This window comes from Actinotignum vesiculae (genome assembly GCF_051267215.1).
GTDB lineage: Bacteria > Actinomycetota > Actinomycetes > Actinomycetales > Actinomycetaceae > Actinotignum > Actinotignum schaalii.
In genome coordinates this window covers 1-24,682 of sequence record NZ_JBOZGG010000010.1, presented here as the reverse complement: position 1 = coordinate 24,682, position 24,682 = coordinate 1, and the positions used below count along the sequence as shown (strand labels likewise).

General features: G+C 60.5%; 19 protein-coding genes and 1 rRNA gene. 8 read left to right on the top strand and 12 right to left on the bottom strand.

Annotated elements, in window-relative coordinates:
- Positions 1–11: 11 nt before the first annotated feature.
- Both ACRQHG_RS06355 and ACRQHG_RS06350 read right to left on the bottom strand, forming a co-directional pair.
- Positions 12–1,526: an alpha/beta hydrolase domain-containing protein gene (locus tag ACRQHG_RS06355; protein ID WP_435706400.1), complete on the bottom strand. Its 1,515-nt coding sequence runs from the start codon at positions 1,524–1,526 to the stop codon at positions 12–14.
- A gap of 120 nt (positions 1,527–1,646) precedes the next feature.
- The gene (locus tag ACRQHG_RS06350; RefSeq protein ID WP_435706399.1) at positions 1,647–2,522 is read right to left on the bottom strand and encodes a helix-turn-helix transcriptional regulator; all 876 of its coding nucleotides are present in this window, start codon (positions 2,520–2,522) and stop codon (positions 1,647–1,649) included.
- Between the two features lie 297 nt (positions 2,523–2,819).
- Here ACRQHG_RS06350 and ACRQHG_RS06345 point away from each other — a divergent pair, with 297 nt between their 5' ends.
- Positions 2,820–4,178, top strand: coding sequence for an MFS transporter (locus tag ACRQHG_RS06345; RefSeq protein ID WP_435719830.1), 1,359 nt, complete (start codon positions 2,820–2,822; stop codon positions 4,176–4,178).
- 154 nt (positions 4,179–4,332) lie between these two features.
- On the opposite strand, the gene ACRQHG_RS06340 is transcribed toward ACRQHG_RS06345, so the two are convergent.
- The 8 genes from ACRQHG_RS06340 to ACRQHG_RS06305 form a co-directional block, all read right to left on the bottom strand.
- The gene (locus ACRQHG_RS06340) at positions 4,333–4,836 is read right to left on the bottom strand and encodes a hypothetical protein (protein WP_435719829.1); all 504 of its coding nucleotides are present in this window, start codon (positions 4,834–4,836) and stop codon (positions 4,333–4,335) included.
- A 144-nt stretch (positions 4,837–4,980) separates the two neighbouring features.
- Positions 4,981–5,478 (bottom strand): hypothetical protein, encoded by a 498-nt coding sequence (locus ACRQHG_RS06335; RefSeq protein ID WP_435719828.1) that lies wholly within the window; start codon positions 5,476–5,478, stop codon positions 4,981–4,983.
- Positions 5,471–5,926 carry a flavodoxin gene (locus ACRQHG_RS06330; RefSeq protein WP_435719827.1) on the bottom strand — a complete coding sequence of 152 codons (456 nt, stop codon included), beginning with the start codon at positions 5,924–5,926 and terminating at the stop codon, positions 5,471–5,473. The genes ACRQHG_RS06335 and ACRQHG_RS06330 overlap by 8 nt, the downstream gene beginning before the upstream one ends.
- 44 nt (positions 5,927–5,970) lie before the next feature.
- Positions 5,971–6,780: a DeoR/GlpR family DNA-binding transcription regulator gene (locus ACRQHG_RS06325; protein ID WP_284901081.1), complete on the bottom strand. Its 810-nt coding sequence runs from the start codon at positions 6,778–6,780 to the stop codon at positions 5,971–5,973.
- Positions 6,781–7,077: 297 nt separating this feature from the next.
- Positions 7,078–8,181 carry a 4-hydroxythreonine-4-phosphate dehydrogenase PdxA gene (pdxA, locus tag ACRQHG_RS06320; RefSeq protein ID WP_435719826.1) on the bottom strand — a complete coding sequence of 368 codons (1,104 nt, stop codon included), beginning with the start codon at positions 8,179–8,181 and terminating at the stop codon, positions 7,078–7,080.
- Positions 8,178–9,566, bottom strand: a complete 1,389-nt coding sequence (locus tag ACRQHG_RS06315; protein WP_435719825.1) for a four-carbon acid sugar kinase family protein — start codon at positions 9,564–9,566, stop codon at positions 8,178–8,180. The genes pdxA and ACRQHG_RS06315 overlap by 4 nt, the downstream gene beginning before the upstream one ends.
- Positions 9,567–9,568: 2 nt before the next feature.
- Positions 9,569–10,912 carry an MFS transporter gene (locus ACRQHG_RS06310; protein ID WP_126135677.1) on the bottom strand — a complete coding sequence of 448 codons (1,344 nt, stop codon included), beginning with the start codon at positions 10,910–10,912 and terminating at the stop codon, positions 9,569–9,571.
- 336 nt (positions 10,913–11,248) lie between these two features.
- On the bottom strand, positions 11,249–11,710 hold the full coding sequence (locus ACRQHG_RS06305; protein ID WP_435706396.1) for an NAD(P)-dependent oxidoreductase: 462 nt from the start codon (positions 11,708–11,710) through the stop codon (positions 11,249–11,251).
- Between the two features lie 255 nt (positions 11,711–11,965).
- Here ACRQHG_RS06305 and ACRQHG_RS06300 point away from each other — a divergent pair, with 255 nt between their 5' ends.
- The 4 genes from ACRQHG_RS06300 to ACRQHG_RS06285 all read left to right on the top strand — a co-directional run bounded on the left by ACRQHG_RS06300 (position 11,966) and on the right by ACRQHG_RS06285 (position 18,550).
- Positions 11,966–12,667, top strand: a complete 702-nt coding sequence (locus tag ACRQHG_RS06300) for a sugar O-acetyltransferase (protein WP_435706395.1) — start codon at positions 11,966–11,968, stop codon at positions 12,665–12,667.
- A gap of 32 nt (positions 12,668–12,699) precedes the next feature.
- Complete coding sequence (locus tag ACRQHG_RS06295) at positions 12,700–14,349, top strand: formate--tetrahydrofolate ligase (RefSeq protein ID WP_435706394.1); 1,650 nt, start codon at positions 12,700–12,702, stop codon at positions 14,347–14,349.
- A gap of 105 nt (positions 14,350–14,454) precedes the next feature.
- Entirely contained in the window at positions 14,455–17,190 is a 2,736-nt protein-coding gene (gene ppdK, locus ACRQHG_RS06290; RefSeq protein ID WP_435719824.1) for a pyruvate, phosphate dikinase, read from the top strand.
- A gap of 328 nt (positions 17,191–17,518) precedes the next feature.
- Positions 17,519–18,550 (top strand): hypothetical protein, encoded by a 1,032-nt coding sequence (locus tag ACRQHG_RS06285; protein ID WP_435706392.1) that lies wholly within the window; start codon positions 17,519–17,521, stop codon positions 18,548–18,550.
- On the opposite strand, the gene ACRQHG_RS06280 is transcribed toward ACRQHG_RS06285, so the two are convergent.
- Positions 18,468–19,073, bottom strand: coding sequence for a hypothetical protein (locus ACRQHG_RS06280; RefSeq protein ID WP_435719823.1), 606 nt, complete (start codon positions 19,071–19,073; stop codon positions 18,468–18,470). The two genes, ACRQHG_RS06285 and ACRQHG_RS06280, sit on opposite strands and share 83 nt — an antisense overlap.
- A gap of 806 nt (positions 19,074–19,879) precedes the next feature.
- On the opposite strand from ACRQHG_RS06280, the gene ACRQHG_RS06275 reads away from it, so the two are divergent.
- Together ACRQHG_RS06275 and fucO are read left to right on the top strand one after the other, a co-directional pair.
- Positions 19,880–20,731 (top strand): aldo/keto reductase, encoded by an 852-nt coding sequence (locus ACRQHG_RS06275; RefSeq protein WP_435706390.1) that lies wholly within the window; start codon positions 19,880–19,882, stop codon positions 20,729–20,731.
- Between the two features lie 258 nt (positions 20,732–20,989).
- Positions 20,990–22,141, top strand: a complete 1,152-nt coding sequence (fucO, locus tag ACRQHG_RS06270) for a lactaldehyde reductase (protein ID WP_087069693.1) — start codon at positions 20,990–20,992, stop codon at positions 22,139–22,141.
- A 194-nt stretch (positions 22,142–22,335) separates the two neighbouring features.
- On the opposite strand, the gene ACRQHG_RS06265 is transcribed toward fucO, so the two are convergent.
- Positions 22,336–23,790 (bottom strand): MFS transporter, encoded by a 1,455-nt coding sequence (locus tag ACRQHG_RS06265; protein ID WP_435719822.1) that lies wholly within the window; start codon positions 23,788–23,790, stop codon positions 22,336–22,338.
- A gap of 727 nt (positions 23,791–24,517) precedes the next feature.
- Between ACRQHG_RS06265 and ACRQHG_RS06260 the strand changes: the two genes are divergently transcribed.
- Positions 24,518–24,682 (top strand): 16S ribosomal RNA (locus ACRQHG_RS06260); the annotation flags it as partial.

The following is a 24,682-nucleotide window of genomic DNA, read 5'->3' as shown; positions in this document are numbered from 1 at the left end:
CTCGGGCGAAATTACCGACCCTGCGGTGAACTTAGCGGAGCTGGCGCCCCGTTCACCGCGCGCTCCCACAGCTCGCGCTCCACGGCATGGAGCAAACGCCGGCCCACGGGCTCAAGGTACCCGGCCGTTTCCAGCGCGTCATCGACCTCATCGCAGGCGGCCTGGTAGTCCTCGAAGGAAGCGAAACGCCCCAGAATCGACTCGCGCGAGTGTAGAGTCATGAGGCCGTAGACGGGATTCTCCGGCGCTCCCGGAAGGAAATCCGCAATGGGATGCGCCAGGAGACCCAATTCAATCCCGCCTGAAAGCAGGCCGGAACCATCCTTCACCCACCGGTCGCCATCGGCATCGAACCAGGTAGAAGGCGCAGCCGGCGCACCCTCCGCAGCCCACTTTTCCACCGCGGCCATGGACCCGGTAATAATGGGCTCAATGGGCAGCACACTCAGCGCCTCCAAGAACGCCGTATCCATCTCGCGCGGGCGCCGCTTCGCCTTGACCACTTCCGAATTTTGCGGAATAACCCGCGAACGAGCATCAGAATGTGGGGAGCGCGTTACGTGCCAATGCCGGCGTAGAGGCCCGTCCCCGAGGCGGAAAGAGTCCGGACCAGCTCCAAAGAGGCTCACATCAGCTTCCGAGGAGGTACTGATAACCGGCACATCGAGTTGGGCGGGTTCAACAAGGTAGGGGACAAACGCTGCTTGTTTCTCCTCGGTTCCGGGCGCCTCAAGATCGATACCGCTGAGCATCTGCGGTGGAATCCCGGACTTGTGCTGGTTAATAGCTTTGACAAACACAGATCCAACCCCGGGAGCGTAGCCGTCGTAGGTAGGTGCACCGTCGGTCAGTCGCAAAAGATTATGGAAGTACGTCAGATACGTATTGGCATACACCGAGGATTGGGACTGACCGATGAGGAAAACATGCTCTAATTCCACGGGGCTATCCGATGAGCGTAACCACGCGGATACCTGCGCAATCACATCCCAGGCCAAGCCTTCTTCACATTCGTCGAGCTGCATAAACGGATTCCAGCCGGGCTCCGCGGCATCAATCTGACGCGGCTTTCCACCCCAGCTCAGCTTTCCGTAACGCTCCGGATCAAAGGTCTGCAAGGCGGAGATCTGGATAGGTTTGGCCGTTACTGCGACATAGGTATGCCGGTTATTCATAAGGTAGTCCCAGGCCCGCCGCCAATCGTCTTCGATGTCGTAGCCCTGCGAGGCGTTCAAAATGGACACCCAGGCGGTCGGTGAACTTTCCTCCGCAGGGCGCCGCACCAGCACGCGGGTGCAATATGGGACTCCCTCTTTTTCTACTACGACGCGGCTGCCTTCCCCGGGTGCGAAACCATAAATATTCGCGGTACCGGAGAGGAAATATTCCTCCTCAACGTATCCGTACGAGGTTAAATCCAGTGGCTCGCGTGCGAAACGCATTGTAGAAAAGGGATAGCTTTTATCGTTGGCTGGAATCGGACCTACGGCATGGGGAGCCGGTACTGGCAGTGTTGGTGCGTTCATCATTTCTCCCTCGAAATAATCTTCTGTGCGGTTAAATGCCAGCCTAGAGTCCGAACGCTGAATTAGCTTGTCCCATCGGGGTGAAAATACCTCCCAGGGGCTGCCGGGGGATTAGTCTCTCTACGAGTTTGGTAGCATTCCGTAGCGTTCTGCTGCGTCAAGGAGCTCCACAACATTGTGTGCTCCGAGTTTTCGCATGAGGGTGCGGCGATGGCTGCGCACCGTATTGATAGACACATGCAAGGCGCAGGCCGCTTCGGAATTGGTGAGTCCCTGTGCAATTTGCGCTAATACCTCTTTCTCGCGGCGTGTAAGCGCAGGGGCATGCCTCGATTCGGTTCGCGGTGGCGTATTTTCAGAGCCTGAATTTTCCGGTGTTTCCGCGGTGATCTGAGTGGGGGCGGTTGGAAGTACATCCCAGACCTCCGCTAAGCCATCAGAGTTGAGAATAGTTGCGTGAGGCGCAGTGTGCAGAAGTAGTGCAGCAAGGGTGGAGAGCTGGGAAATACGCAACCGATCTGTTGCCGAAAAAGCTCCGGCTCGAGAATGGGATTCCAGCCAGATCGTGCCCTCTAATTCCGATCCGATGATACAGGGTTGGATAACTGCGGATGTGTGAGTTGCTTCGGATGCGGAGTGAAATAGCGGCCGGGTTCGCTCGTAGGCAAGCGAAGAATCATCCGGGAAGGAATACAGGCGAGCTACCTCGGCAGGGGTACGAGCCCAGTACTGGTCGCGGCAGTCAAGAGTCCGTCCGAAGGGCGAATCAGCCTCCACCAAGAGCGTGGAATTGTAATGACGAAGTCCGTATACGCCCAGTACCGCGAAGATATTCTGGCGCGGCAAGAATACGTGGAAAGAAATGTAGTCCGCATGGGGTGCCACGTCCGCAAGTAAGGCAACGAAATAGCGCGCGATGGCCCGCCGGTCATCGGCTGCGTGGAGCGCTTGGATTGCATCCGTCAAACGCTGTGAGAACTGTAAGTTGGTTCGCATTCCGCACCGCCATTCGCTACACGGATTTTTGAATATTACTTCCGGTAATTACGGACTAGTCTACTCGTCCGATGGTGCGAAGAGAGGGCGAATAATTCACCCGCTTTGACGCGGTTTTAATCACCATGCTCTCAGTACGCTAGCGAATGGACGTAAGGGAACGCCCACGATTTACCGCATATAACGGATGCAATGCAGCTCCGTTGCGCGAAAGGATAACCAATGACGGACCCACACACGACATCAGGTGCTACACCGGCATCGTCGCCGACGAGCGGTCTCGCATCGAATGTAGCCATGAAGGCGCCGAGCGAGGAAGTGAACGTAGAAAAATCTGCCAAGAAAGCCGCAAAATCTGGCTTTTGGGGCGCTCTTGCCGAATATTATGACTTCGGCCTGTACGGAACCGCATCCGCAGTCATCTTTCCTACCGTTTTCTTCGGTGGCGGGGATAATCCGACCTTAGCGAATATTGCTTCGCTTGCCTCTTTCGGGGTCGCGTATCTTGCTCGACCGCTCGGAGCCATTGTACTCGGCCACCTTGGCGATACGTGGGGAAGGAAGAAGACGCTCCTCCTCACTCTCGGGTTAATGGGATTTGCCACTCTCGTTATTGGATTCTTGCCGTCTTATGACTCAATTGGCCCCACCGCTGGCATTATTTTGATTGCGATGCGACTCATCCAGGGATTCTCCGCGGGTGGTGAGCAAGCCGGATCCACAGCAATGACCTCAGAGTTAGCTCCGCCCGAGAAACGCGGCCGCCTCGTTGCTTTCACCATGCACGGACTTCTTATCGGCCAACTCCTCGGCATTGCCGCTTTTATCCCTGTGTCAGGGAATGAGTCCTTCCTTCTCGACTGGGGCTGGCGAATCCCTTACTTCGTGGCGATTCCGCTGGTGCTCTACGCGCTGTGGGTACGGACGAAGGCGGATGAACCCCGTGATGTTTACGAGGCACTCGCCCGCCAGCAGGGCAAAACCACGCAACACTCGACAACAAAGACTTCCGGGAAAAATAAGGGAAGCCTCGGTGATCTCTTCAAGAATCACTGGCGGCAAGTCATTCGCGTTATGGCAATGGGACAGTTCGCGATTACCGGCGTTTTACTCACGAACTACATGCTCAACTACGGCACTACCTACTGGGGTTGGGAACGCTCAACCCTGTTGACTCTGGCCACCGTATCGATGGTTATCGGTGTTCCGGTGCAGCCGCTGTGGGCAGCGCTCTCGGATAAGATCGGCCGCCGGCCGGTGTACCTCATTTCGATGTTCAGCCTCGTGGCGCTGTTCCCGGTTATTTTCTGGGCAATTCAGATCAAGAGCGTGCCGCTGCTTGTCGTTTTGCTCTTCATTATCGGGTTGGTATCCACCGGCGGAAACGTTGTTCAGGCGCCGATGTACAGCGAGATGTTCCCGACTCGACTGCGGATGACGGGCTACGCCGTTTCCACGCAGTTGGGCAATATCATCGTGGGCTTCACTCCGATGATCGCGGCCATTATCGTGCGGCCGGGTAGCTTCGGTTGGTGGCCAGTACTGACCTTCACCACCATCATGATGGGCCTAGGAATTCTGGCGTGCCTGTCCACGCCGGAAACCATGGGCAAGGTTATTACCGACGATCTTGAACAAGAAGTAGCCGGAGCCTAATTAACGCCTTATTGCAGAACAGGTACCGTCGCCCTGGATGAAACCGGGGCGACGGTACCTGCTTTCGTTTTTGGTTCGCGCCGTGGCGGCATGCGGTTTCCGTTCCGTCGCTTATTTAGAACGACGACGCCGCACCTGCCGCCCCGCGCGCCCCTTAGCGGTTCTTGGCATATTCTTCGTGCGCAGCATATCCGGCCAGGAGCGTGCTTTCGGGAATCATCTTGAGAACCGGGCCCATGAGGAAGTCGGCTTTGCTGTCCCGCGTTTTACCCGATCCGGCTGGCGATAAATCCCATTCCACGATGGAATCTCCTGATTCTTCAGCTTCCGCAGTCGGTTGAGCGGCAACTGCTTCACACATCTTCTTGCGAAGTTCGGTATCAACAGTGAACGAATCTTCGTATACCTCGGTCAGCCGGGTATCTTTCCCTCCGGCAGAGAAGGTGAGTGTTGCAGTGTCATCTTTCTCGAAGGAAACCGTCCAGGAAAACCCTTCGGGTGCAGGTACCCCAAGCTGGGACACCGTGACAGTGCCGGTACATTTTGCTATCTGTTCTGGCGAGGCTTGCCCTTGTGAGGAGCAGGAGCTCATTGCCAAGGCAATACCGATACTTACGAGTGCGGCACCGCTGCGTGTGAACGTGGAGAAGCTAACCATGGGATCCTCTTTTCTCTACCTTGAGAAGCTGGGGTGGGCATGGGCCTGTGAGATGTTGGTGCACTCCAGGTACATCACCGCTACCCAATCTGGAGTTTAGCTGAATGAAGATTCTCGCGTGAAGAGATTGATGAAGCGGTTCCCCTAGCGGTTCTTGGCGTATTCCACAGACGCCTCATTCGCGGCCCATAGGCGTTCCGTGGTGACCATAAGCATGACCGGCTCCATGAGCGCAGTTGCTTCCACGTCACTGGTTTTCCCGGAGCCAGCGGGCGGTAGATCCCAGATGGCGGTTGCTCCGCCCGGCAGGGTTTCGGTTTCTTTTGTCATCGCAGCCTGCACGCACATCTCTTTCCGCAGCTGCGGATCAACCGGGAAAGATTCCCGATATACCTCCTTCAGGCCCGCACCGTCACCGGGAACGTTATAGCTCAAGGTAGCGGTGTCACCCTCCGCGAACTCAACCGTCCAGGAAACCCCGTAGGGGTCGGGCAGGTTGAGATGGGAAAGCGTCACCGTTCCTGCGCAAGCCTCCAGCTCGTCGAAAGAGGGGTGCGATTCTCGGGAACATGCCGCGAGGGTTCCGAGGGTACCGAGCGTTCCGATAAGCGCAGCGACGGCGCCCGTGGTTCTACTACGCATCGGCCCAGGAACGGATATCTTCTTCGGTCAGCCCATCGTGGAAACGCAATCCTTTCGCCCAGGCAATTTGCGGGAAAGCAGAGCGTAGGTACTCCTCTGCCTCGTCCATCGGCGAGCTCCCGGAGGTGCAGAAGGGGTGCGCCCGAGCCTTCCCCAAATCATGCGAGGTCAAGAAGCTATCCACCACTTTCGGCGGGATACCCCACCAGATCGGAAAACCGAGGAACACCTCCGTTGCGCCGCCCAAATCGACCGGTTCTGCGAGTTCCGGCGCCGGGAGCTTTCCGTGCTGTTCCAGGTTCGCCCGGCTATCTTCGACTCGCCAATCCAGGTCCGCATCGGTATACGGCTGAGCTACCTTTATCCGCACCGCATCGCCGCCAACAATGCCCCGCAGGCGCTGCGCTGCTTTCTCGGTCATGCCAGTTTCAGAAAGGTAAATAATCATCGTTCCTCCTGCCGGTCGCCTTCGTCCCGTGAAACACTGACAATCTACACCTTAGCGAGCAGAATCTCCTCGGCTCCTGAGCGTTGCAGGCGGCGCAGCATCTCGGCATCAGCATCGGTATCGGTAATCAGTGTCCAGCGCTTAGGGAAAGGCGACCAGTAGGGATAGGGGCGATTATGTAGTTTCGCCGCATCCGCCATCACGTATACCTGCGAAGCGTGCGCCATCATCTGGGTCTTGAGGCGCGCCTGCTCGTAGCTCAGGGACCCGATGCCGCGCTCCGGTGAAATCTGTACTGCGCCCATAAAGGCGTAATTGCCATGCATAGATTCGAGCATTTTTTCTGCGTCGATGCCGGTAATTGAGTCGTGGGCTATATCGAGGGTTCCGCCGAGTACCACCACCGTCACCTTGTCCTGAAGGGCTAGAGCGTTAATTGGGCGAATCCCGTTGGTGATCACGGTGATGCGGCGGGTGTTATCGAGGGCGAAGGAGAGCTGTTCGGCGGTGGTTCCCGCATCTAGGATCACAAGGGAATCATCCGCGATCAGCGCTGCGGCTCGTTTCGCAATTGCTTTTTTACGTGCCAAATTCGTGGGGGTAATCCCGCCCAGGTGAAGAAATTCTGGATGAGCGGAGACGGCACCGCCGTAAGTGCGGGCTAGCTCTCCACTGGTTTCTAGCTCGCTCAAATCCCGGCGGATGGTCGCGAGGGAAACACCGAAATGCCTAGCGAGTTCCTCATTGCGTAGCGGTGCGCTTCCCCCGGCCAGCAGCTCTAGAATCCGGGCGCGGCGCTCAACTACTTTGCGGTTCTGGGCGCGGCGGGCGCGCGGCTCTTCCGTTGCGGTCATCGGTGTTCTTTCACCTCGTGGCTAACTGCATGACTCTCAGCTCCGATTGGCCCGAGCGGACATCCTTGGCCTGCGAATCTGAGTGACATCGCTCATTTTAGCCCGCGGTTCCGCCTCCGTTAAGGACACATGGCCCGGGATGCCGTGGGTTTTGCTCGCGCACGTGCGGCGTCGTGTCCATGCATGCCAGAAGGCCGCGCCCCACCTGAGTGGGAACGCGGCCCTCCCGAATAGTGCGTAGCCAGCATTCACTGCGCGGCCGGCACTCGCCACGCGGTGAAATCGGCACGCACCGCTTTAGGCCCGCGCGGCCCGGCGTGCTTCGCCGTCGAGCTTACGCAGCGCAAATTCCGCACATACCCGGGTAGCTTCCACCATGGAACCGGTATTAGCGACGCCCTTGCCTGCGATATCGTAAGCGGTGCCGTGATCCACAGAGGAACGCATAAACGGTAGCCCCAGGGTCAGGGTGATGGCCTTCTCGAAGTCGAGGGTCTTGCATGCAATATGACCCTGGTCATGGTAGAGGGAAAGGATCGCATCGTGGCGCCCGTCTAGGGAGAAGGCGAAAATCGAATCGCCGGGGAAGGGGCCGCGGGCACGAATGCCCTCGGCGCGAGCGGCAGCCACGGCCGGCTCCAGCTCCTCAATTTCCTCCCGGCCAAACATCCCGTTATCACCGTTATGAGGGTTGAGCCCTGCCACCGCGATAGAAGGATTGTCGAAACCGATACGCTCGAATTCCTCGTGGATATTCCGCAGGAAATCAAGCACGTGCTCCTTGGTCACGAAATCCACCGCATCGCGCAGCGACACGTGCCGCGACAGGAAGAAGACCCGCAGCTTATGTACATGGAACATCGTGAGCGCGTACTTGGAGTGGGTGAGATTCTGGAAAATCTCGGTCTGGCCCGGGTAGCGCACTCCGGCTTCCTTCATTCCTTCCTTATGGGTCGGGGCGGTGGACACCGCGTGCAGCCGGCCCTGGTTCCCCAGCTCGATAGCCTTCTCCAAATAGGAATAAGCCTGTAGCTGGGCTTCGCGTTGAATCTTCCCGAACTCAATATCAGCGTCCGAATGCACCCCGGTATCGAGGAGGTCCACGATACCGAACTCAAACTTCGCTTCTTCCGGCTCCGAAATTTCGTTGATCACCAGTTCCTTACCGGCCATTTTCGCGGCTCGTTCCAAAGCCTTGCGATTACCGATCACGAAGGGGCGGGCACACTCGTACACGCTAGGATCGCAGACGGTTCCCACCACGATTTCCGGGCCGACCCCGGCCGGATCTCCGAGGGTGATCGCGGTTATGGGCCGGCGATCCTTGCGGGCTTGGTCGGCCAGAGAGCGCGCGTGCTCGCCGCTTTCGGGGGACTCAACGGTTTGTGCTGCGGGTGTCATGAGACGGTCCTTTCATCAAAGAGTCGGTTGACGATACGAAGTGCGGTGTGTTCAGTTCCGGTGAGTCCGCCTTTACCCACCATGGGAAGGCCATTGAAGGGACCTCCCACAATTCTCCCCTGATCCGATTGCGGAATCACATAGTCTTCCAGTGCGATACCGCTCGCTTCAATAGCGTGGCAGGTATTGACAAGCGTGTCACCTCCGGTGGCATACATGCCTGCTAGCTGATCGCCGAGCATATCCATAACATCGCGGGCAACCTCGCCCAGGTGCTGCGCCAGATTGCGCGAACCCTGGCCGGCGGGCAAGTTCTTCGTTGCTTCAATACGGTTGATATCAACGACGGTACCGCTGAGAGTGGTATCGAGAGTAATAATGATGACCCGTACCTGCTTGGTTTCCCCGTTGCCTGCTGCGGCGTCGTCGAAAATCTTTCGTGCCTGTGCCACAGCTTCTGCCCGCGCCTGCGCGTATTCGTTCCCACCTCCAATAAAAGGATCGTGGGGGAGGGTAATGGTATGGGTACCGGGCACCTCCTGCATGTATTCCAATTGCTGACGGGTGGTCGCGGTTGCGGATCCTGCCACAATCACCACCGTGCCGTGATCGCTTTCCTGAGATTCGGTGCGCAGGGGTGCTTTCGGGTTTTTCTCCTCGGTCCGGATTCCCTGGGCCAAGGCGTATTCCGTGGTAAATAGCCCCGGATCCACACAGAGCACCTTCCAGCCGAGCTCGCTGACCACCGCGGCAATATCCGCAACGTCTTCGCTCGATACTGAATCGCAGAGAATATTACGAACGCCGCGGTCATAGGAATCTTGCATTGCGGCTCGAATAGCGTCGCGTCCCTCCACTACCGTATTCATGCAGATGAGGTCGACGGCGTCGCGCAATTGCCCGGCTAACAACTTGGGAAGGTACGACTCCTTGACCGGGCTGAGAATATCGTTGGCCACACCGGTGCGAGCCAGGAGCAGCGAATCGATAAGCGAATACCCGGCCACCACGATTCGCTTTGAGGGCGGCATGGCCGGCACGATAATCGCCACGTAATCATCGCCCAGCACATCACGCATGGCATCAATTTCGTAGCCGATACCTCCGCGCATTGTGGTATCAGTGCGCTTGGAGAATATCGTTGCCCCGCGTGCCACCAGATCACGAGTGGCATTGCGTACCCGGGAGGCAGCTTCGTCAGGCGGGAGCCTGCGGGAATCGGTGGAGACGAGCAGTGCGTCAACGTCGTCGTAACTCAAGTTCGACGTGTCACTGAGACTGACAATATTCTTGACCCCGCGTGCCGCCAATAACGCTCCCGTGGTGGTCGCGCCCGTAAGATCATCGGCGACCACTCCGGAGAGAATTTTTCTTTCGGCACTCATTCTTAAGCTTCTTCCTTTCCGGCGCTCGCGGCCTGCGGCTTCGGCTCGCGCAGCGTCAGCAGAATAACGAAAGCGAGGAGCAGAACGACGACGAAGTACGAGAAAGCCACGTTGTAGCTACCGGTGGCATCAAGCAGCATTCCCACGATAAGCGGGGCGAAGAATCCGCCCAGGTTGCCGCCGGAGTTGATGATAGAAATCGCGAAGGGGTAGGTCTTTTCGGTGGAGTGGTTCATCGCGTAGGCGGTGAACATCGGCCAGCCCAGATTGAGGCAGAAGCCGGTGAGGATCAGCGCGAGCGCAACCACATACATATTATTGGGAACCACAAGGACGACGGCGAACATAATTGCGGTGAACAGGGCGGTCAGCAGCATCGTTGGCTTACGCCGGCCCGCGAAGATGCGGTCGGAAACCCAGCCGCCGGTGAGTGCACCGATAATACCGCCCAGCGCCGGGCAGGCAGCCACCCAGCCCATGGCGAAGACATCGTAACCGCGCGCATCTACCAGGTAGGTGGGAATCCAGGTCAGCATTCCGTAAAGCACATTGTTCATGAAGAAGTACGCAAGGGTATCGCCCCAGATATCCCAGGAGCGCATAACATCGCCGTTGGTCTCCAGGCGCTTGACCTTCCGGTAGCGGATCAGCTTATCGACCTTGGGCATCCACGACGCTTCCTTGCGGTTGGTCTGGGTGACCACTTCTTCAGAAGCGATGTGGGCGAGTTCAGCCTTATTGACGCGGGAAGACTGGCGCGGATACGAGCGCACGAAAATATGCCAGACAATGGCCATAATCGCGCCCGGAATCGCGAAGACCCAGAACACGTGCTGCCAGCCCATATTGTGGGCGAGAACCACCACGATAGGCGGAACCAGCATCGGGGCCAGCTGGGTGGAAGCGATATAGATACCAGTGGCAGTGCCTTTCTCCCGTTTCGGGAACCAGTTATTAATCGTGGAAGTCATTCCTACCGGGGTGGGACCTTCGGCCAGACCAAGCAGCAGACGCAGCACGATCAGTCCGATAGCCGTGGTGGTGAAGCCCATGAGGAAAGTAATGAGGGAGAAGCACAGCACCGCAAACGTCACCATATTGCGGGTGCCAAATTTGCCCATAATCAACCCGGCCGGGATCTGCGAAATCGCGTAACCAAGGAAGAACATCGAAGCAATAAGACCCTGCTGAGAATTGGTCATATGGAAGTCTTCTTTGATGAAGGGCAGCAGGGTGCCGATATTGGAACGGTCGGCCATACAAATAACGTAAGTGACGAAAATAATCGCCATGACTACCCAGCGATATCGGGTGGGCCGCTGGGCCATCTGCGGGGACGTAATCATGAAAAACTCCTGGAACACCGCGCGGGGGTGCCGCGATCGCTTCCTTGCATCGCGAGTGGTACGGGCCTGCCGAATACGCTACCGAAAGTGCCGTGCCCCCGGTCGGGCCGGGTGTGGCACTCACGGACATTCGGAGGGCGCGCCTCCGCGCTCACCTATCGGAACATATATTTCGTTCGAAATATACGGATAGGCTAACTGAGATGATCGAACCACGCAATAGAATAGGGATAAAATGCTCACACCATGCAAAATATGGCCGCGCCCGAGAATCCCAGGCGCGGCCCTAATGCGCGATTGTGGAGGTATGTTCCTTACTCCACTTCTCTATTATCTTTACTTCCCCACCACCACACGCTGGCGAATATGCGCGGTCAGCGGCCCGCGTTCGATTTCCTCAATCACGGCCACCGCCAACTCCGCGGAGGTCACCTCCGGGGAAATATACGTCCATTTGGCGATGCGGGCGCTTTCCACCGCCGCCGGGACCTTCCCATCCCCGCTGTCGAGCACGATGAGCCGGGTCGGCAGCCCAGATACCAGATCAATAAGATGGCTCGCGGCGCGCTCGGGGAAATCCTCCCCGGCATCCGCGCTGGGCGTGAGCGCGTCCACCATGGCGTCAAATCCGGCAATATCTCCGCGTTCAATATCGAAAACATCGCGGCGCAGCGAAACCGGCGCCACTGTTTCATTTTCCGAGCGTGTCACGGCAATAATTTCGTGCCCGCGCGCAACAGCTTCCTGGGTGAGGAGCTTCCCGGCCGAGCCATTCGCTCCAATAATTGCAATGCGCATTATTCATCCTTTCTGATGGGGGCCACGCGCGTGGCCCGCTGCTGGTGAGGTCTTATCAGGGTGATTGCGGTGGCGGGTGCCCGGCCGCGTAGTTGGGAGCCCGCCGAGGGGCGAAGCGGCAGCATGCCAGCTGGGCCACGATGTCCAGCCGGCCACCGCCGGGGTTGAAAACCTGGGAAACGCACCACCGCATCCCTTCCGAGGGTGAACAAGAGTTCACCATAGATGGTAGCTCAGATATGCCAGAATGAACCCATGACCGAATCGAATCAGCCCGCGCCGGAATCCGCACCTAACGCCGCCACGCCGAACCCCGCGCCCGCCGCGCAACCCTCACCCACCTGGCAACGCATGGTCGCCGGAAAAATGTACATCGCGGACGACCCCTACCTCGCCAAAGTCCGCCGCGAGGGCCTCACCGTCCAGCATGAACTCAACGCCACCAACCCTTCCGATAACGAAACGATCCGCACCATCGCCGCCCGCTTCTTCGGTTCCTTCGACCCGAGCGCCACCGTGGTCCCGCCCGTCCACTGCGATTACGGCGCGAATGTCCACATCGGCCCGGAAGTCTTCATCAACTCCGGCGCGATTCTGCTCGACGTTGCCCCCATCACACTGGGCCGCCGCGTCCTCATCGGCCCGCGCGTCACGATCACCACCGCCGGCCACCCGGTTCCCCCGCGCCTGCGCGCCGAAACCGACCTCGAATTCGGCACCGCGATCACCATCGGCGATAACGTGTGGATCGGCGCCTCCGCCACGATCGGCCCGGGCGTCACCATCGGCGAAAACTCCATCGTGGGCGCCGGCGCCGTCGTCATGCGCGACGTCCCCGCGAACTGCATTGTGGTCGGGGTTCCGGCCCGCGTGCTCCGGTATTTTAATAACGACGACGATGCCCGCGGCCAAGCGCTTCTCGATGCCTACGTCGCTGACATGGGCCCGCTTAGCTAAGGGAGCTGAGCCATCGGTATAAAATACAGCGTATGTCTATCGAACTTCCCCTGATTGATGCCGCCCTCGCGGCGGGTGTGCCGGCCGACGCGGTTATCCCCTTCGGTCGGGATCGGGCGAAGATCGATTACCGCTGGGTAGAAAGCCTCAGTGCCCAGCCCGGAACCAACCCCGCGCAACCCGGCCGCCTCGTGCTGGTGACTGCCATGTCGCCCACCCCGGCCGGGGAAGGAAAAACCACCACCTCCATCGGCCTGGCCGACGGCCTGCGCTACCTCGGCCAACGTGCGGTGCTGGCCCTGCGCGAACCCTCGCTCGGGCCGGTCTTTGGGCTCAAGGGCGGGGCCATCGGCGGGGGCCGCGCCACCCTCACCCCGGCGGATTCCATTAACCTGCACTTCAACGGCGACTTCGCCGCTATCGCCGCGGCCCACAACCTGCTGGCCGCCATGACCGATAACGCGGTGTATTTCGATACCCACGATATTGACCCGGCTACGGTGAGCGTGCGCCGCGTCATCGATATGAATGACCGGGCTCTGCGCGCCATCCTTCTCAGCCCCAGCGGGCGCCTGGATAGCGCCGGCCCGGGCGCGGGCACCCACTCCAATCCCGGCGCGCACGCCACCCGCGCCACCGGTTTCGATATTGTTCCCGCCAGCGAAGTCATGGCAGCTTTCTGCCTGGCCTCCTCCTTCGCGGACCTGCGCGAGCGCCTCGATTCCATGGAAGTGGCCCGTACCCGCGCCGGCAAACCGGTGACCGCTAAAGACCTGGGCGCCACCGGCGCCATGCTCGCCCTGCTCGCCGAAGCTTTTTCCCCGAACCTGGTCGCCACCCAGGAAGGAACCCTCGCCCTGGTCCACGGCGGGCCTTTCGCCAATATTGCCCACGGCTGCAATTCTGTGATGGCCACCCGCGCCGCGCTCGCGATGGGGGAGATCGCGGTTACCGAAGCGGGCTTCGGGGCCGACCTGGGTGCCGAAAAATTCATTGACATTATGTGCCGGACCTCCGGGCTGCGCCCCGACGCCGTCGTTTTCGTGATCACCTTGCGCGCGCTGCGCTACCACGGGGGTATCGCCAATGCCGCCCGGCACATCCAGAATTTGCGGGCGGTGTGGGGGCAGTCCGTCGTCGTCGCCCTTAATCGTTTTGATACGGATACCGAAGCCGATATCGCAAAGGTGCGCACGCAATTCGAAGATCTGGGCGTGCCCGTGGCCGTTTCCGAGCATTTCGCGCGCGGCGGGGAAGGTGCGGCGCCACTGGCTGAAGCGGTCCTGCGCGCCCTCGAAATGCCCTCCCGCACCACGTTCACGTACCCGGATCACGCGAGCCTTGCCGAAAAAATCACCGCGGTGGTGCGGCGCGTCTACGGGGGCGCGAGCGTGACCTTCGCGCAAGAAGCCCGCGAGCAACTGCGCGACCTGGAAGAACGCGGCTACGGCAGCTATCCCGTGTGCATCGCGAAAACCCCGGCCTCCTTCACCACCGACCCGAAACGCCTGGGCGCGCCCAGCGATTTCGACGTGCCGGTACGCGAGGTGCATCTCTCCGCGGGTGGCCGGTTCGTCGTCGTCATGGCCGGGAGCGTCATGCTGATGCCGGGCCTGCCCCAAGAACCATCCGCGCTGGCCATTGACGTGGACGGCGCCGGAAATGTGCGCGGTATTCACTAAAAATCCCTCTCGATCACGCCGCCCCAAAGTGTTACCCTGGACACGTGAGCGGCGACGGGGCCGCTCCGCGCACTTATGCGCGTGTGAATCCCCACGGAGGACGATATGACAAAGTTCGTATACGCATTTACCGAGGGCAACAAGGACATGAAGGACCTGCTCGGCGGCAAGGGAGCTAACCTGGCTGAGATGGTCCACATGGATTTGCCTGTCCCACCCGGTTTCACCATCACCACCGAAGCTTGCCGCTACTACCTGAGTAACGGACAGGAACCCGAAGAACTTGAAGCGGAGGTGACGCGCCACCTAGAAGCCGTGGAAGAGCAGATGGGCAAGAAACTTGGCGATCCGGAGGATCCGCTGCTGCTCTCGGTGCGTTCGGGCGCGAAGTTCTCCATGCCCGGCATGATGGAAACCGTGCTCAATATTGGCCTCAATGATGAATCAGTCAAGGGCCTGGCGGCGCAATCCGGCAACGAACGTTTCGCCTGGGATTCCTACCGGCGCCTCATCCAAATGTTCGCCCGGACCGTGCTCGATATTGATGGGGATCTTTTCTCGGACGCCCTGCATGCCCTCCAAAAGGAAAAAGGCTACAGCGGCGATCTTGATATGACGACGGCGGACCTGCAAGAGCTGGTCGAACAATTCAAGGGAATCGTGCGGCGCGCCACCGGGTACCCCTTCCCGCAGAACCCGCGCCGGCAAATGAACCTCGCAATCACCGCGGTGTTCCGCTCCTGGAACACCGAACGCGCCCGCATCTACCGCCGGCGCGAACACATCCCGGATGACCTGGGCACCGCCGTCAATATTTGCACGATGGTCTTCGGCAATATGGGGGAGAAGTCCGGTACCGGCGTGGCCTTCACCCGCGATCCTTCCACCGGGCACTCCGGGGTGTACGGCGATTACCTGGTCAATGCCCAGGGTGAGGATGTGGTGGCCGGTATCCGCAATACCCTCTCCCTCAAGGACCTCGAGCAGCTGGACCCGGTTTCCTACAACGAGCTCATGGACATCATGAAGCGCCTGGAGAACCACTACCGGGATCTGTGCGATATCGAATTCACCATCCAGGAAGGCAAGCTGTGGATGCTGCAAACCCGCGTGGGGAAGCGCACCGCCGCCGCTGCTTTCCGGGTGGCCACCCAGCTGGTGGACGAAGGGCTCATCAGCGCGGAAGAAGCCATCACCCGTACCACCGGCGAACAGCTCACCTCGCTGCTCTTCCCGCAGTTCCAGCGCGATGCGCAGCGCACCCTCATCACCAAGGCCATGGCGGCCTCCCCGGGTGCGGCCGTGGGCGAAGTGGTGTTCAGTAACGAGCAGGCGGAGGCGCGCGCCGCGGAAGGTGCCAAGGTGATCCTGGTGCGCCGCGAAACCAACCCGGATGACCTGCCCGGCATGGTGGTGGCCGCCGGCGTGCTCACCGCGCGCGGCGGGAAAACCTCGCACGCCGCGGTGGTGGCCCGCGGGATGGGCCGCACCTGCGTGGTGGGCGCGGAGGATCTGCTGGTGGAAGAAAAGGCCGGCACGGTCTTCATCAAGTCCACCGGGCAGACGCTGCGCGCCGGGGACGTGATCTCCATTGACGGCACCACCGGGGAAGTGTTCTTCGGGGCGGTGCCGGTGGAAGATTCCCCGGTCATGATCTATGTTTCCCAGGGCTTGGAGGCCGCGCTGGAAGCCGCCGGCGATGATGTGGACACCTGCGAACTGGTGCGTTCCGTGGATCGCATCCTCACCCAGGCGGATAAGTCCGCGCGTATGCACGTGCGGACCAATGCCGATAATCCGGAAGATGCCGCGCGCGCTCGCGAATTCGGGGCGCAGGGGATCGGCCTGTGCCGCACCGAGCATATGTTCTTGGGCGAGCGGCGCGAACTCATTGAGCACGTGATCCTCGCGGCCACCCCGGAATTGCAGGAGGCGGCCCTGGGTGCGCTCATGCCGCTTCAGCGCGGTGATTTCGAAGGTATTTTCGAGGCGATGGACGGCCTGCCGGTGGTGGTGCGCCTCATCGACCCGCCGCTGCACGAATTCCTCCCGGATATGACGAAGCTGGCGGTTGAGGTAGCCACCATGGAAGCCCGCGGTCAGCAGGTGCCCGAACACACCCGCACCCTGCTGCGGGCGGCAACCGAACGCCACGAAGATAACCCGATGCTGGGCCTGCGCGGGGTGCGCCTGTCCATCCAGATCCCCGGTTTCGTGGATCTCCAGGTGCGGGCGGTGGCCGAAGCTGCGGTTGCTTGCCGCAAGCGCGGCCTGGATCCGCATCCGGAAATCATGATCCCGCTCATCGGTTCGGATAAGGAATTCCGCCTGGTCGCGGACCGTGCCCGCAAGATCATCGCCGATGTGGAACGCGAATCCGGCTACGACCTGGACATCGCGATCGGCAATATGATTGAGCTGCCGCGCGCGGCGATTATCGCGGAGAAGATCGCCGAAGATTCCGAATTCTTCTCCTTCGGCACCAATGACCTGACCCAGACCACGTGGGGCTTCTCGCGGGACGACGTCGAACACGAATTCATTCCGACCTATATGGCGGAAGGGATCTTTGACACCTCGCCCTTCGAGACCATCGACTGCGAAGGCGTGGGCGAGTTGGTGCGCATGGGTACCGAACGCGGCCGGAAGGGCAACCCGAATCTCACCGTGGGTATCTGCGGCGAGCACGGCGGGGATCCCGCCTCGGTGCACTTCTTCGACTCTGTCGGTTTGGATTACGTGTCCTGCTCCCCGTTCCGGGTGCCGGTGGCGCGCCTGGAAGCCGGGCGCGCGGCCGTCATGGCCAAGGGGCAGGAGTCCGGAGCCGGCGCGACGGCGTAGCTTTGGCACCTCGCGCGTAGCTGCGAGGCTGCGGAGCCGCGAAGCGGCGGCTTTGAGCCCGCAAGCGCGAGCTGAACGCGGCTAGCACAGCACAGCGGCCGGGCGGGAACCGAGCTCTTCACGGAGCTGGTTTCCACCCGGCCGCTTGGCATCTGGTGGCTTAGCGATACCGGGCCACCGGGGCCGTTCGGGCACGGCAGCGTAAGCACCCGGAGACGCGGGCGCCGTCGTACAAGAAAGTGCGGTGCAGTCAATTCTCAGGTACCTCGCCTAGGATAGGCTTGGGTAGGCAGGTTGGTGCGGTAAGCAGTATCGGAGATGGTATCTCGTGGGCGTTTTCTCATTACGTGGCGGGCAATTTCATCGCGCGGCGCCTCCCGCTGATCTTCCGGAAGAAACCCGCGCCTCCGTTGCCGAAGCGTTGCGCGCCCAGATTGCGGAGTTCCTCGATTTCCCGGCCTTCCAGGTGGCGTGGACACGCCCGGAGGGGGAGAGCGGCACCGCTTCTCTGGTTGCCTTGGATGCCACCGGGAACATTATTAGCGTCGATATTATTGATATTCTCGACGGCGCAGCGCTCCTCGCGGCCCTCGCCCGTTCCGCTCAGCACGCCACTTTAGACAGGCGCGAAATCACCCGGCTTTTCCCGGGCGGGCCTCACGATTTTTCCTCCGCTTGGCAGGAGTTCACCGCCGTCAATCCGCCCATTCCGGAACCGGCGCCGCGCCTGAGCATCTTCGCTTTCGCTATCGATCCGGATATTACTGACGCCGTGCGGGCCCTGGCCGGAGCCGGGGTGCAGGTCTGGCAGGTGACCATCCTGGAGCGGGCGGCCGGGATTTTGCTCTCTGTGGACGAAGTCCGCCTCCAGCGCGCCACCGCGCTCGGGCCGGCCGCCGGGGTGCCGGTGTTGAATGTGGCGCCCGAGGCGGAAGCGGAAACGGAAGCGGGCGATCATCCCGAGGCGGAGGCTATGCCGGAAGTCTCGCGGGAAGGCGATGCGGCACCCGAGGCGGAGAATATGCCGGAAACGGAGGCTCAGCCTGAGCCGGTAGCCGAGCAACCGGCAGAAACACCTGAAGTGGCGGAACTTGCTACCGAGCGGCCGCGGCGGCGCGGAAGCCGGGCCGCCCAGCCGGGTACCGAAAGCGCTGCACGCAGCCGCAATATTTGGCAGGAAATCCGCGGCCGCCGCGCCGCGCATACCTCCGCTGCGGCCGCTACATCCGTGCCCAGCTCAGCGGCCGGCGCCGCGCACACCGCCGCGCACCGCGCTGCTAATTCCGCCCCTCCTGAGGGCGCTTATCGGAGTGATCATCAGGCTGCCCCGCGGCGTCGGGCGCGGCGCGCGGCGGAATAAAGTTCACGCGGTGCGGCCGGAATTCGAAGCCACCCCGCTTTACCGTGATAATCGGACTGGTGTCCTCCGGTAAACCGAGCCGCTTGCGGCGCTCCGCTTCCTTGCGCCGAGCCTTCTCCCGCCGTTCAATGCGCGTTTCTATAGCTATTTCCTCAAGCGCTTTCTTGGCTGCCAGATTGGCTTCTTTTACCTCCGCTGTGGTCAAGCCGGTTTTCCATTCCCGTATCCCGAACACCTCGATAATCGCGACGGTGGTAGCCACGCCGCCACAGATGAGTGCCTGCCGGGAGTCCCACGTCAGTGCGAATGCGACAAGAAAATAGACCCCTGTAAAAAATACAATCCGGCACAGCGGGGGAATCCATCCGCCCGGGCTCGGATGGTGCCAGCGGCGTTGATCCCAACGGTCGACGTGCGCCGAAAAGAATTCAACAGCCACGGTGCTCAGCACAACGATGAGCAGCAGAGCGAAAAAATTCACCTGGTGAAGGAGGAACAACCGGCTCAGCGCCAGCGCAATCACAATACCTATCGCGGTAATAGTGCCTGTAATGAGGTGCCCGCTCCACGACTGGCGGAAAGGCACCGGCGTCCAATCCGGATCCGGAGGAATACGAACCATAGCTATCCCTTCACTCGACGCATGTGCAAAGTGTACGTGGCTGTCGGCGTCAAGTAGTTGGAAAAGTCAGGGACTTTAACATATATGAAAGTGATGGTCATGGCTTCATGTTGATCACCGCCAAGACAGTTGGTCGGTCACTACCATCGTCAGGCGTGCTCGTAACATTAAACGATGCCCCAAGCACGAGCTGAGCAACGGCAATCCTAGCCCCGCGTCAACCGCTGACTTTCCCCGCCTCGCCGCGCCGGCGAGGAAGGTATGTTTTTCCGGGATGTACTGCGGATGTCGTACATACGAAGTACAGCTTAGAAAACATATACCCTGTCCCCAGGTTCTGGTGTGACTATTGAACTTCATGAGGTCCATGAGAAGCTCGCGGGAAGCTCGCCGCGTCCGCCCGAAATCAAAGTGCAACGGCAGCTACGTTAAGAAATCGTTTTGATGTCGTGGGGTTGCATCCTGTGGCGGCCACTGTCGTGGGGTTGCATCCTGTGGGGCTCGATGTCCGTGGGGTTGCATCCTGAACGGCCCGGCAGGCCCGACCAGCCGGGCCCGCCGAAACGCCTGGCGCGGGCACGCTATCCGTGGCACCCTGGAATGGAAAGCCCCCGCGGCGCGGAGCCTACGGTGGCGGCCCCGGGAAAGCAGGCAGAAAACAAGCAGAAAACAAGCGGAAAGCAAGCAGAACACGAAAAGGAAGCCCCATGCGCAACATCACCTTGGCGAACGGCGATACCGTGCCGGCCCTCGGGCTGGGCACCTGGTTCCTCGGCGATAACCCGGCGAGCCGGCAGGAAGAAATCGCGGCGCTGCGCTGCGGAATCGAAGGCGGGGCGCGGCTCATCGACACCGCGGAAATGTACGGCAGTGGGCGCTCCGAAGAACTCGTGGGCGAAGCAATCACGCCTTTCCCGCGCGAATCTCTCTACCTCATCACCAAAGTGCTGCCCTCCAACGCCTCGCGCCACCGCATGGAGGCCGCGCTCGACGCCAGCCTCAAGCGCCTCGGAACCGACTACGTTGATATGTACCTCTACCACTGGCGCGGCGGCACCCCGCTGGCCGAAACCGTGGCGGAACTCGAACGCCTGCGCGCGACCGGGAAAATCCGCAGCTGGGGCGTCTCTAATTTCGACGTTGAAGATATGCAGGACCTGGCCGCGGTGCCCGGCGGCGCCAACTGCCAGGCCAACGAGGTGCTCTACCACCTCGGCTCGCGCGGCATCGAAGTGGAGCTGCGCGGCCTCATGGAACGGCGCGGCGTGGCGCTCATCGCCTACTGCCCACTCGCCCAGGCCGGCACCCTGCGCAACGGCCTGGTCACCAACCCGGCCCTCACCGAGGTCGCCCGTGAACTGGGCATCAGCCCCTTCCAAGTTCTCCTCGCCTGGGTGCTGGCGCAGGGCGACGCCATCGCGATTCCGCGCACCGGCAAACTCACACATATGCGGGAAAACTTGGAGGCCGCGCGCCTCGAACTGAGCGCCGACCAACTCGCGCGCCTGGACGCCGCCTTCCCGGCTCCGCGCTTCCGAGTCCCCCTCGATGTGGAATAGCTTCGCTCCAGGTGGTACGACGGCGCCGCGGCGCGCCCGCGCGCCGCGGGGACGCGGCGTCGTCGTGCTTAAAAGCCATGCACGGTAACCCGCAGCTACACCGCTCCGTAACCGATCTGGCGGAAAAATATCGCCACGGCCCCGGCGATCTTTCCGTGCCGGGCCTTACGTCATAGGGAGGGGGTCAAAAAAATGGAACAATGTTCCATGTCAGGAAAGTGGCGCAGTTGCTACGAATATTCGACATAAGGAGTAGTCATGGTTAATCGCATGATCCTCAACCAAACCTCGTACTTCGGGCGCGGTGCGCTCGACCAGCTGGTCCCCGAGCTGCATCGCCGCGGCTTCAAGAAAGTCCTCATCATCACCGACAAGGGCGTGCGCCAGGCCGGGACCGTGGACCTAGTGACGAAGCGTTTGGATGAGGCCGATTTTGCTTACGAGATTTTCGACGACGTTGTTCCGAACCCGCCCGTCGAAAATGTGAAGGCCGGCGTGCAGGCGCTCAAGGATTCCGGCGCGGATGTGCTTATCGGCCTGGGCGGCGGTTCCCCGCAGGATACCGCGAAGGCCATCGGCATTATCGGTGCGAACCCCGAATTCTCCGATGTTCTTTCCCTCGAGGGCGTGGCGGACACCAAGAACCCCTCCGTGCCGATTATCGGTATCCCCACCACCGCCGGTACCGCTTCGGAAACCACCATTAACTACGTGATTACCGATACCGAGAAGCACCGCAAGTTTGTGTGCGTGGACGAACACGATATTCCGGTGCTCGCCATTGTGGATCCGGATCTCATGGACGGCATGCCGCGTTCCCTCAAGGTGGCGACCGGGCTCGATGCCCTCACCCACGCCATCGAAGGCTACATCACCCCGGGTGCCTGGGAGCTTTCGGACGCGGTTCACCTCAAGGCGATCCAGATGATCGCGAAGAACCTGCGCAAGGCTGCCGACGGTGATACCGACGCCGTGGAACAGATGGGTTACGCCTCCTACATCGCGGGCATGGGCTACTCCAATGTGGGCCTGGGCCTGGTGCACGGCATGGCGCACCCGCTCGGTGGGCGTTACGACGCGCCGCACGGCGTGGCCAACGGTATCCTGCTGCCGGCCGTCATGAAGTTCAACGCCGAGTACACCGGTGAAAAGTACCGCGATATTGCGCATGCCTTCGGCATGAAGGATTCGTACGACGTCGCGCTAGAAGACGCGCGTACCTACGCGGTGGACGCGGTCAAGCAGCTGGTTGAGGACCTGGGTAACCCCACCACGATCTCCGCGGTGGGCGTGGACGAATCCGGCCTCGACGCCCTGGCCGAGGACGCCTTCAACGACGTGTGCACCCCGGGCAACCCCCGCAAGGCCACCAAGGAAGACATCCGCGCACTCTACGCTTCGCTGCTCTAAGGGCTGAGGTATTCGCTTAGCTCATTCATGTGCTCAAGCGGCGAACGTGGCCGGTGCCTGATTTAGTTCGGGTGCCGGCCACGTTCACGTCAGGCCACTTTCCTGCGAGAGCGTTCTTGTGTGAGCACGCCGTGTGTTGCTATCCGGGTCCGTTATGTGGCCGGGTGCGCGGCGGCTAGGTAGCGGCGTCGTCGTTAGGAATCGGTACGCATCTTCAAAACGCACGCGCTCAGCAAAGCCGCCCCGGCAATACCCGCGGAAAGCGCTAGCGCCCCGCGGTAGCCGCCCCAGGTTCCCACCAGGGGCGCAACCAGGCCGATGCCCAGGCTCGCGCCCACGCCGAAAGCTGCGCCGTTGAGGCCGGGGAGTGAACCGGGCGCCTCGGGCGGGGCCAGGATCACGCCCAGGCCGTTGACCGTTGTGAGAATCATGCCGTTATAGGTAATTCCAAGAAGCGCGATAAGGGCGAAAACAACCCAGCGGTGCTCAAGGAAAAGCCAGATGCCGCCAATCGCGCACAGGGAAACGGCGAGCCCGGTGCGTAGCACGGTGAGCCAGCCGATTTTCCCTGCCAGCCATCCGGATAGCGGTGCGGCGACCAGGCCAATAAGTGCCGGCGGGGTGAGGTAAAGGAGTGCGGCGCGGCCAGCCTCAAGCCCGTATCCCGCCTCGGAATTCTGGGCGAAAAGCGCGACCGTAAAATTGATAACCGCGAAAACCGAGGCGAGAGACAGCAGCGTTGTGGCGATAAGCGGCCAGCAATGGCGCGATGCCAGATGGCGCAAAGCGAAAAGCGGCGAGGCAACTCGGCGTTCCGCCACGCAAAAAGCGCAGAAAAATAGCACGGCCGCCCCGAAAAATGCGAGGCTGGCCGGGGCGAACCACCCGCGGGTGCCACCGATATTGACGTAGTAGGTCAGGAAAATCAGGCTGAGCGAGAGCAACCCGCCGCCCAACCAATCCATCTTTCCGGTGGTGGTTGGCTGTTTTTGCGCGGGCAGTGCCCGGGCCGTCAGGAAAATCGCGGCCGTGGTGAGTGCGGCGATCACAAAGAAAATCGCTTGGAAGCCGAAGCGGTCCGTAAGGATCCCGCCGAGCCAGCCGTCTAGGCCGCCCACGCCGCCGTTCGCGGCGCTGATAATACCCAGCATCGTGCCGAGCAGCGCGGGAGATACCGATTCGCTCAGAATCATATACGCGAGCTGGAAAACCGCTCCCGAGACGCCTTGCAGGACCCGCCCGGTCACGAAAATGGGGAAGTTCGGGGCGAACGCGCACACCAGTGTGCCCACCAGCAAGATCGCGAGCACCGCCAGCAGCATCCGCGCGCGCCCGAGGAAATCACTCCACCGGGTCAGAAGAATTCCGGCGACCGCGCCGGCCAGGAAGAACAGGCTCGACACCAGCGCGAGCGTCCCCTCGCTCACCGCAAAGCTGCGCCCGATATCGGGGAGCGCGGGAGTCACCATCGTGGTGTTGAGCTGATAGGACAGGACGGCAATAACTAGGGTGACGAGCAAGCCGAGCTGTGTGCCGGGCCGGAGCGCGGTTCCTCCGTCCGGATGGTTTGTATTGGAATTGGGGGACGGACGCTTCGGATCGCTTTGCTGAGGGGTACCGGCAGTGGCCGGAACTTTACGTGCACTCACTTCTCTATTATCGACGACGCCGCAGCTCCTCGCCCGCGCGCTTCATGTGCCGCGGCTCAGAGCTTGGCTGGGCGGTGCTTGAGGGGTGTGTAGGTGTGTGCTGTGGTGGTCTAGACGCTACCCGGGACGGGCGATGAGTCTCCGGCTGGGTTGTTGAGGCGTGTTTTTCAGGTGTTCGAGCGTGGTTTTCTCTGGTTTTCTGGGTGTTTGGGCTGGGTGTGGTGGGTGTCTCTCTGGTTTGATTTGCGTCTAGCGGGCCGGGCTTGTAAGCTTGTTACCCGTCGCCGAGAGCCGGAAACGCCTCGAAGCGACACGGAATCCTCGTGATTATGTTCTAGTCCACAGGCTTCCTGGTTTGTAAAGAACCGGGCCATGGTGGTAGGCTAACGGGGTTGCTCTTCTTGAGCGTGAATGATTTCCTCCTCGGACCAACCAGTCTGTTTGATGTAGATGGTTGGTGTGGGGTGTGGGTATGGTGTTTGGATGCTTAATAGCGTGTCTGACTAATATATTTTTTACGTGATTTTTTGTTCACATGACCTAACCAGGTTCACTGAATTGTTGGTTTCCTGGTGGTTGTGTGGGTGTGTGCAAGGACAGTAGCACTCCAATAGATAGTGACTAGATGCTGTGTTTTTATGTGGTGTTTAGTTGGTTTGTTTGTTGGTGGTGTGTTTTGTTCTTGTTATTTATTTTGTTTGAGCTAGTTGTTTTGGCTCTCTGTTTTTATATGGAGAGTTTGATCCTGGCTCAGGACGAACGCTGGCGGCGTGCTTAACACATGCAAGTCGAACGATGAAGCCTGCAACTTGTTGTGGGTGGATTAGTGGCGAACGGGTGAGTAATACGTGGGTAACCTGCCCTCCTTTTTGGGATAAGCCTTGGAAACGGG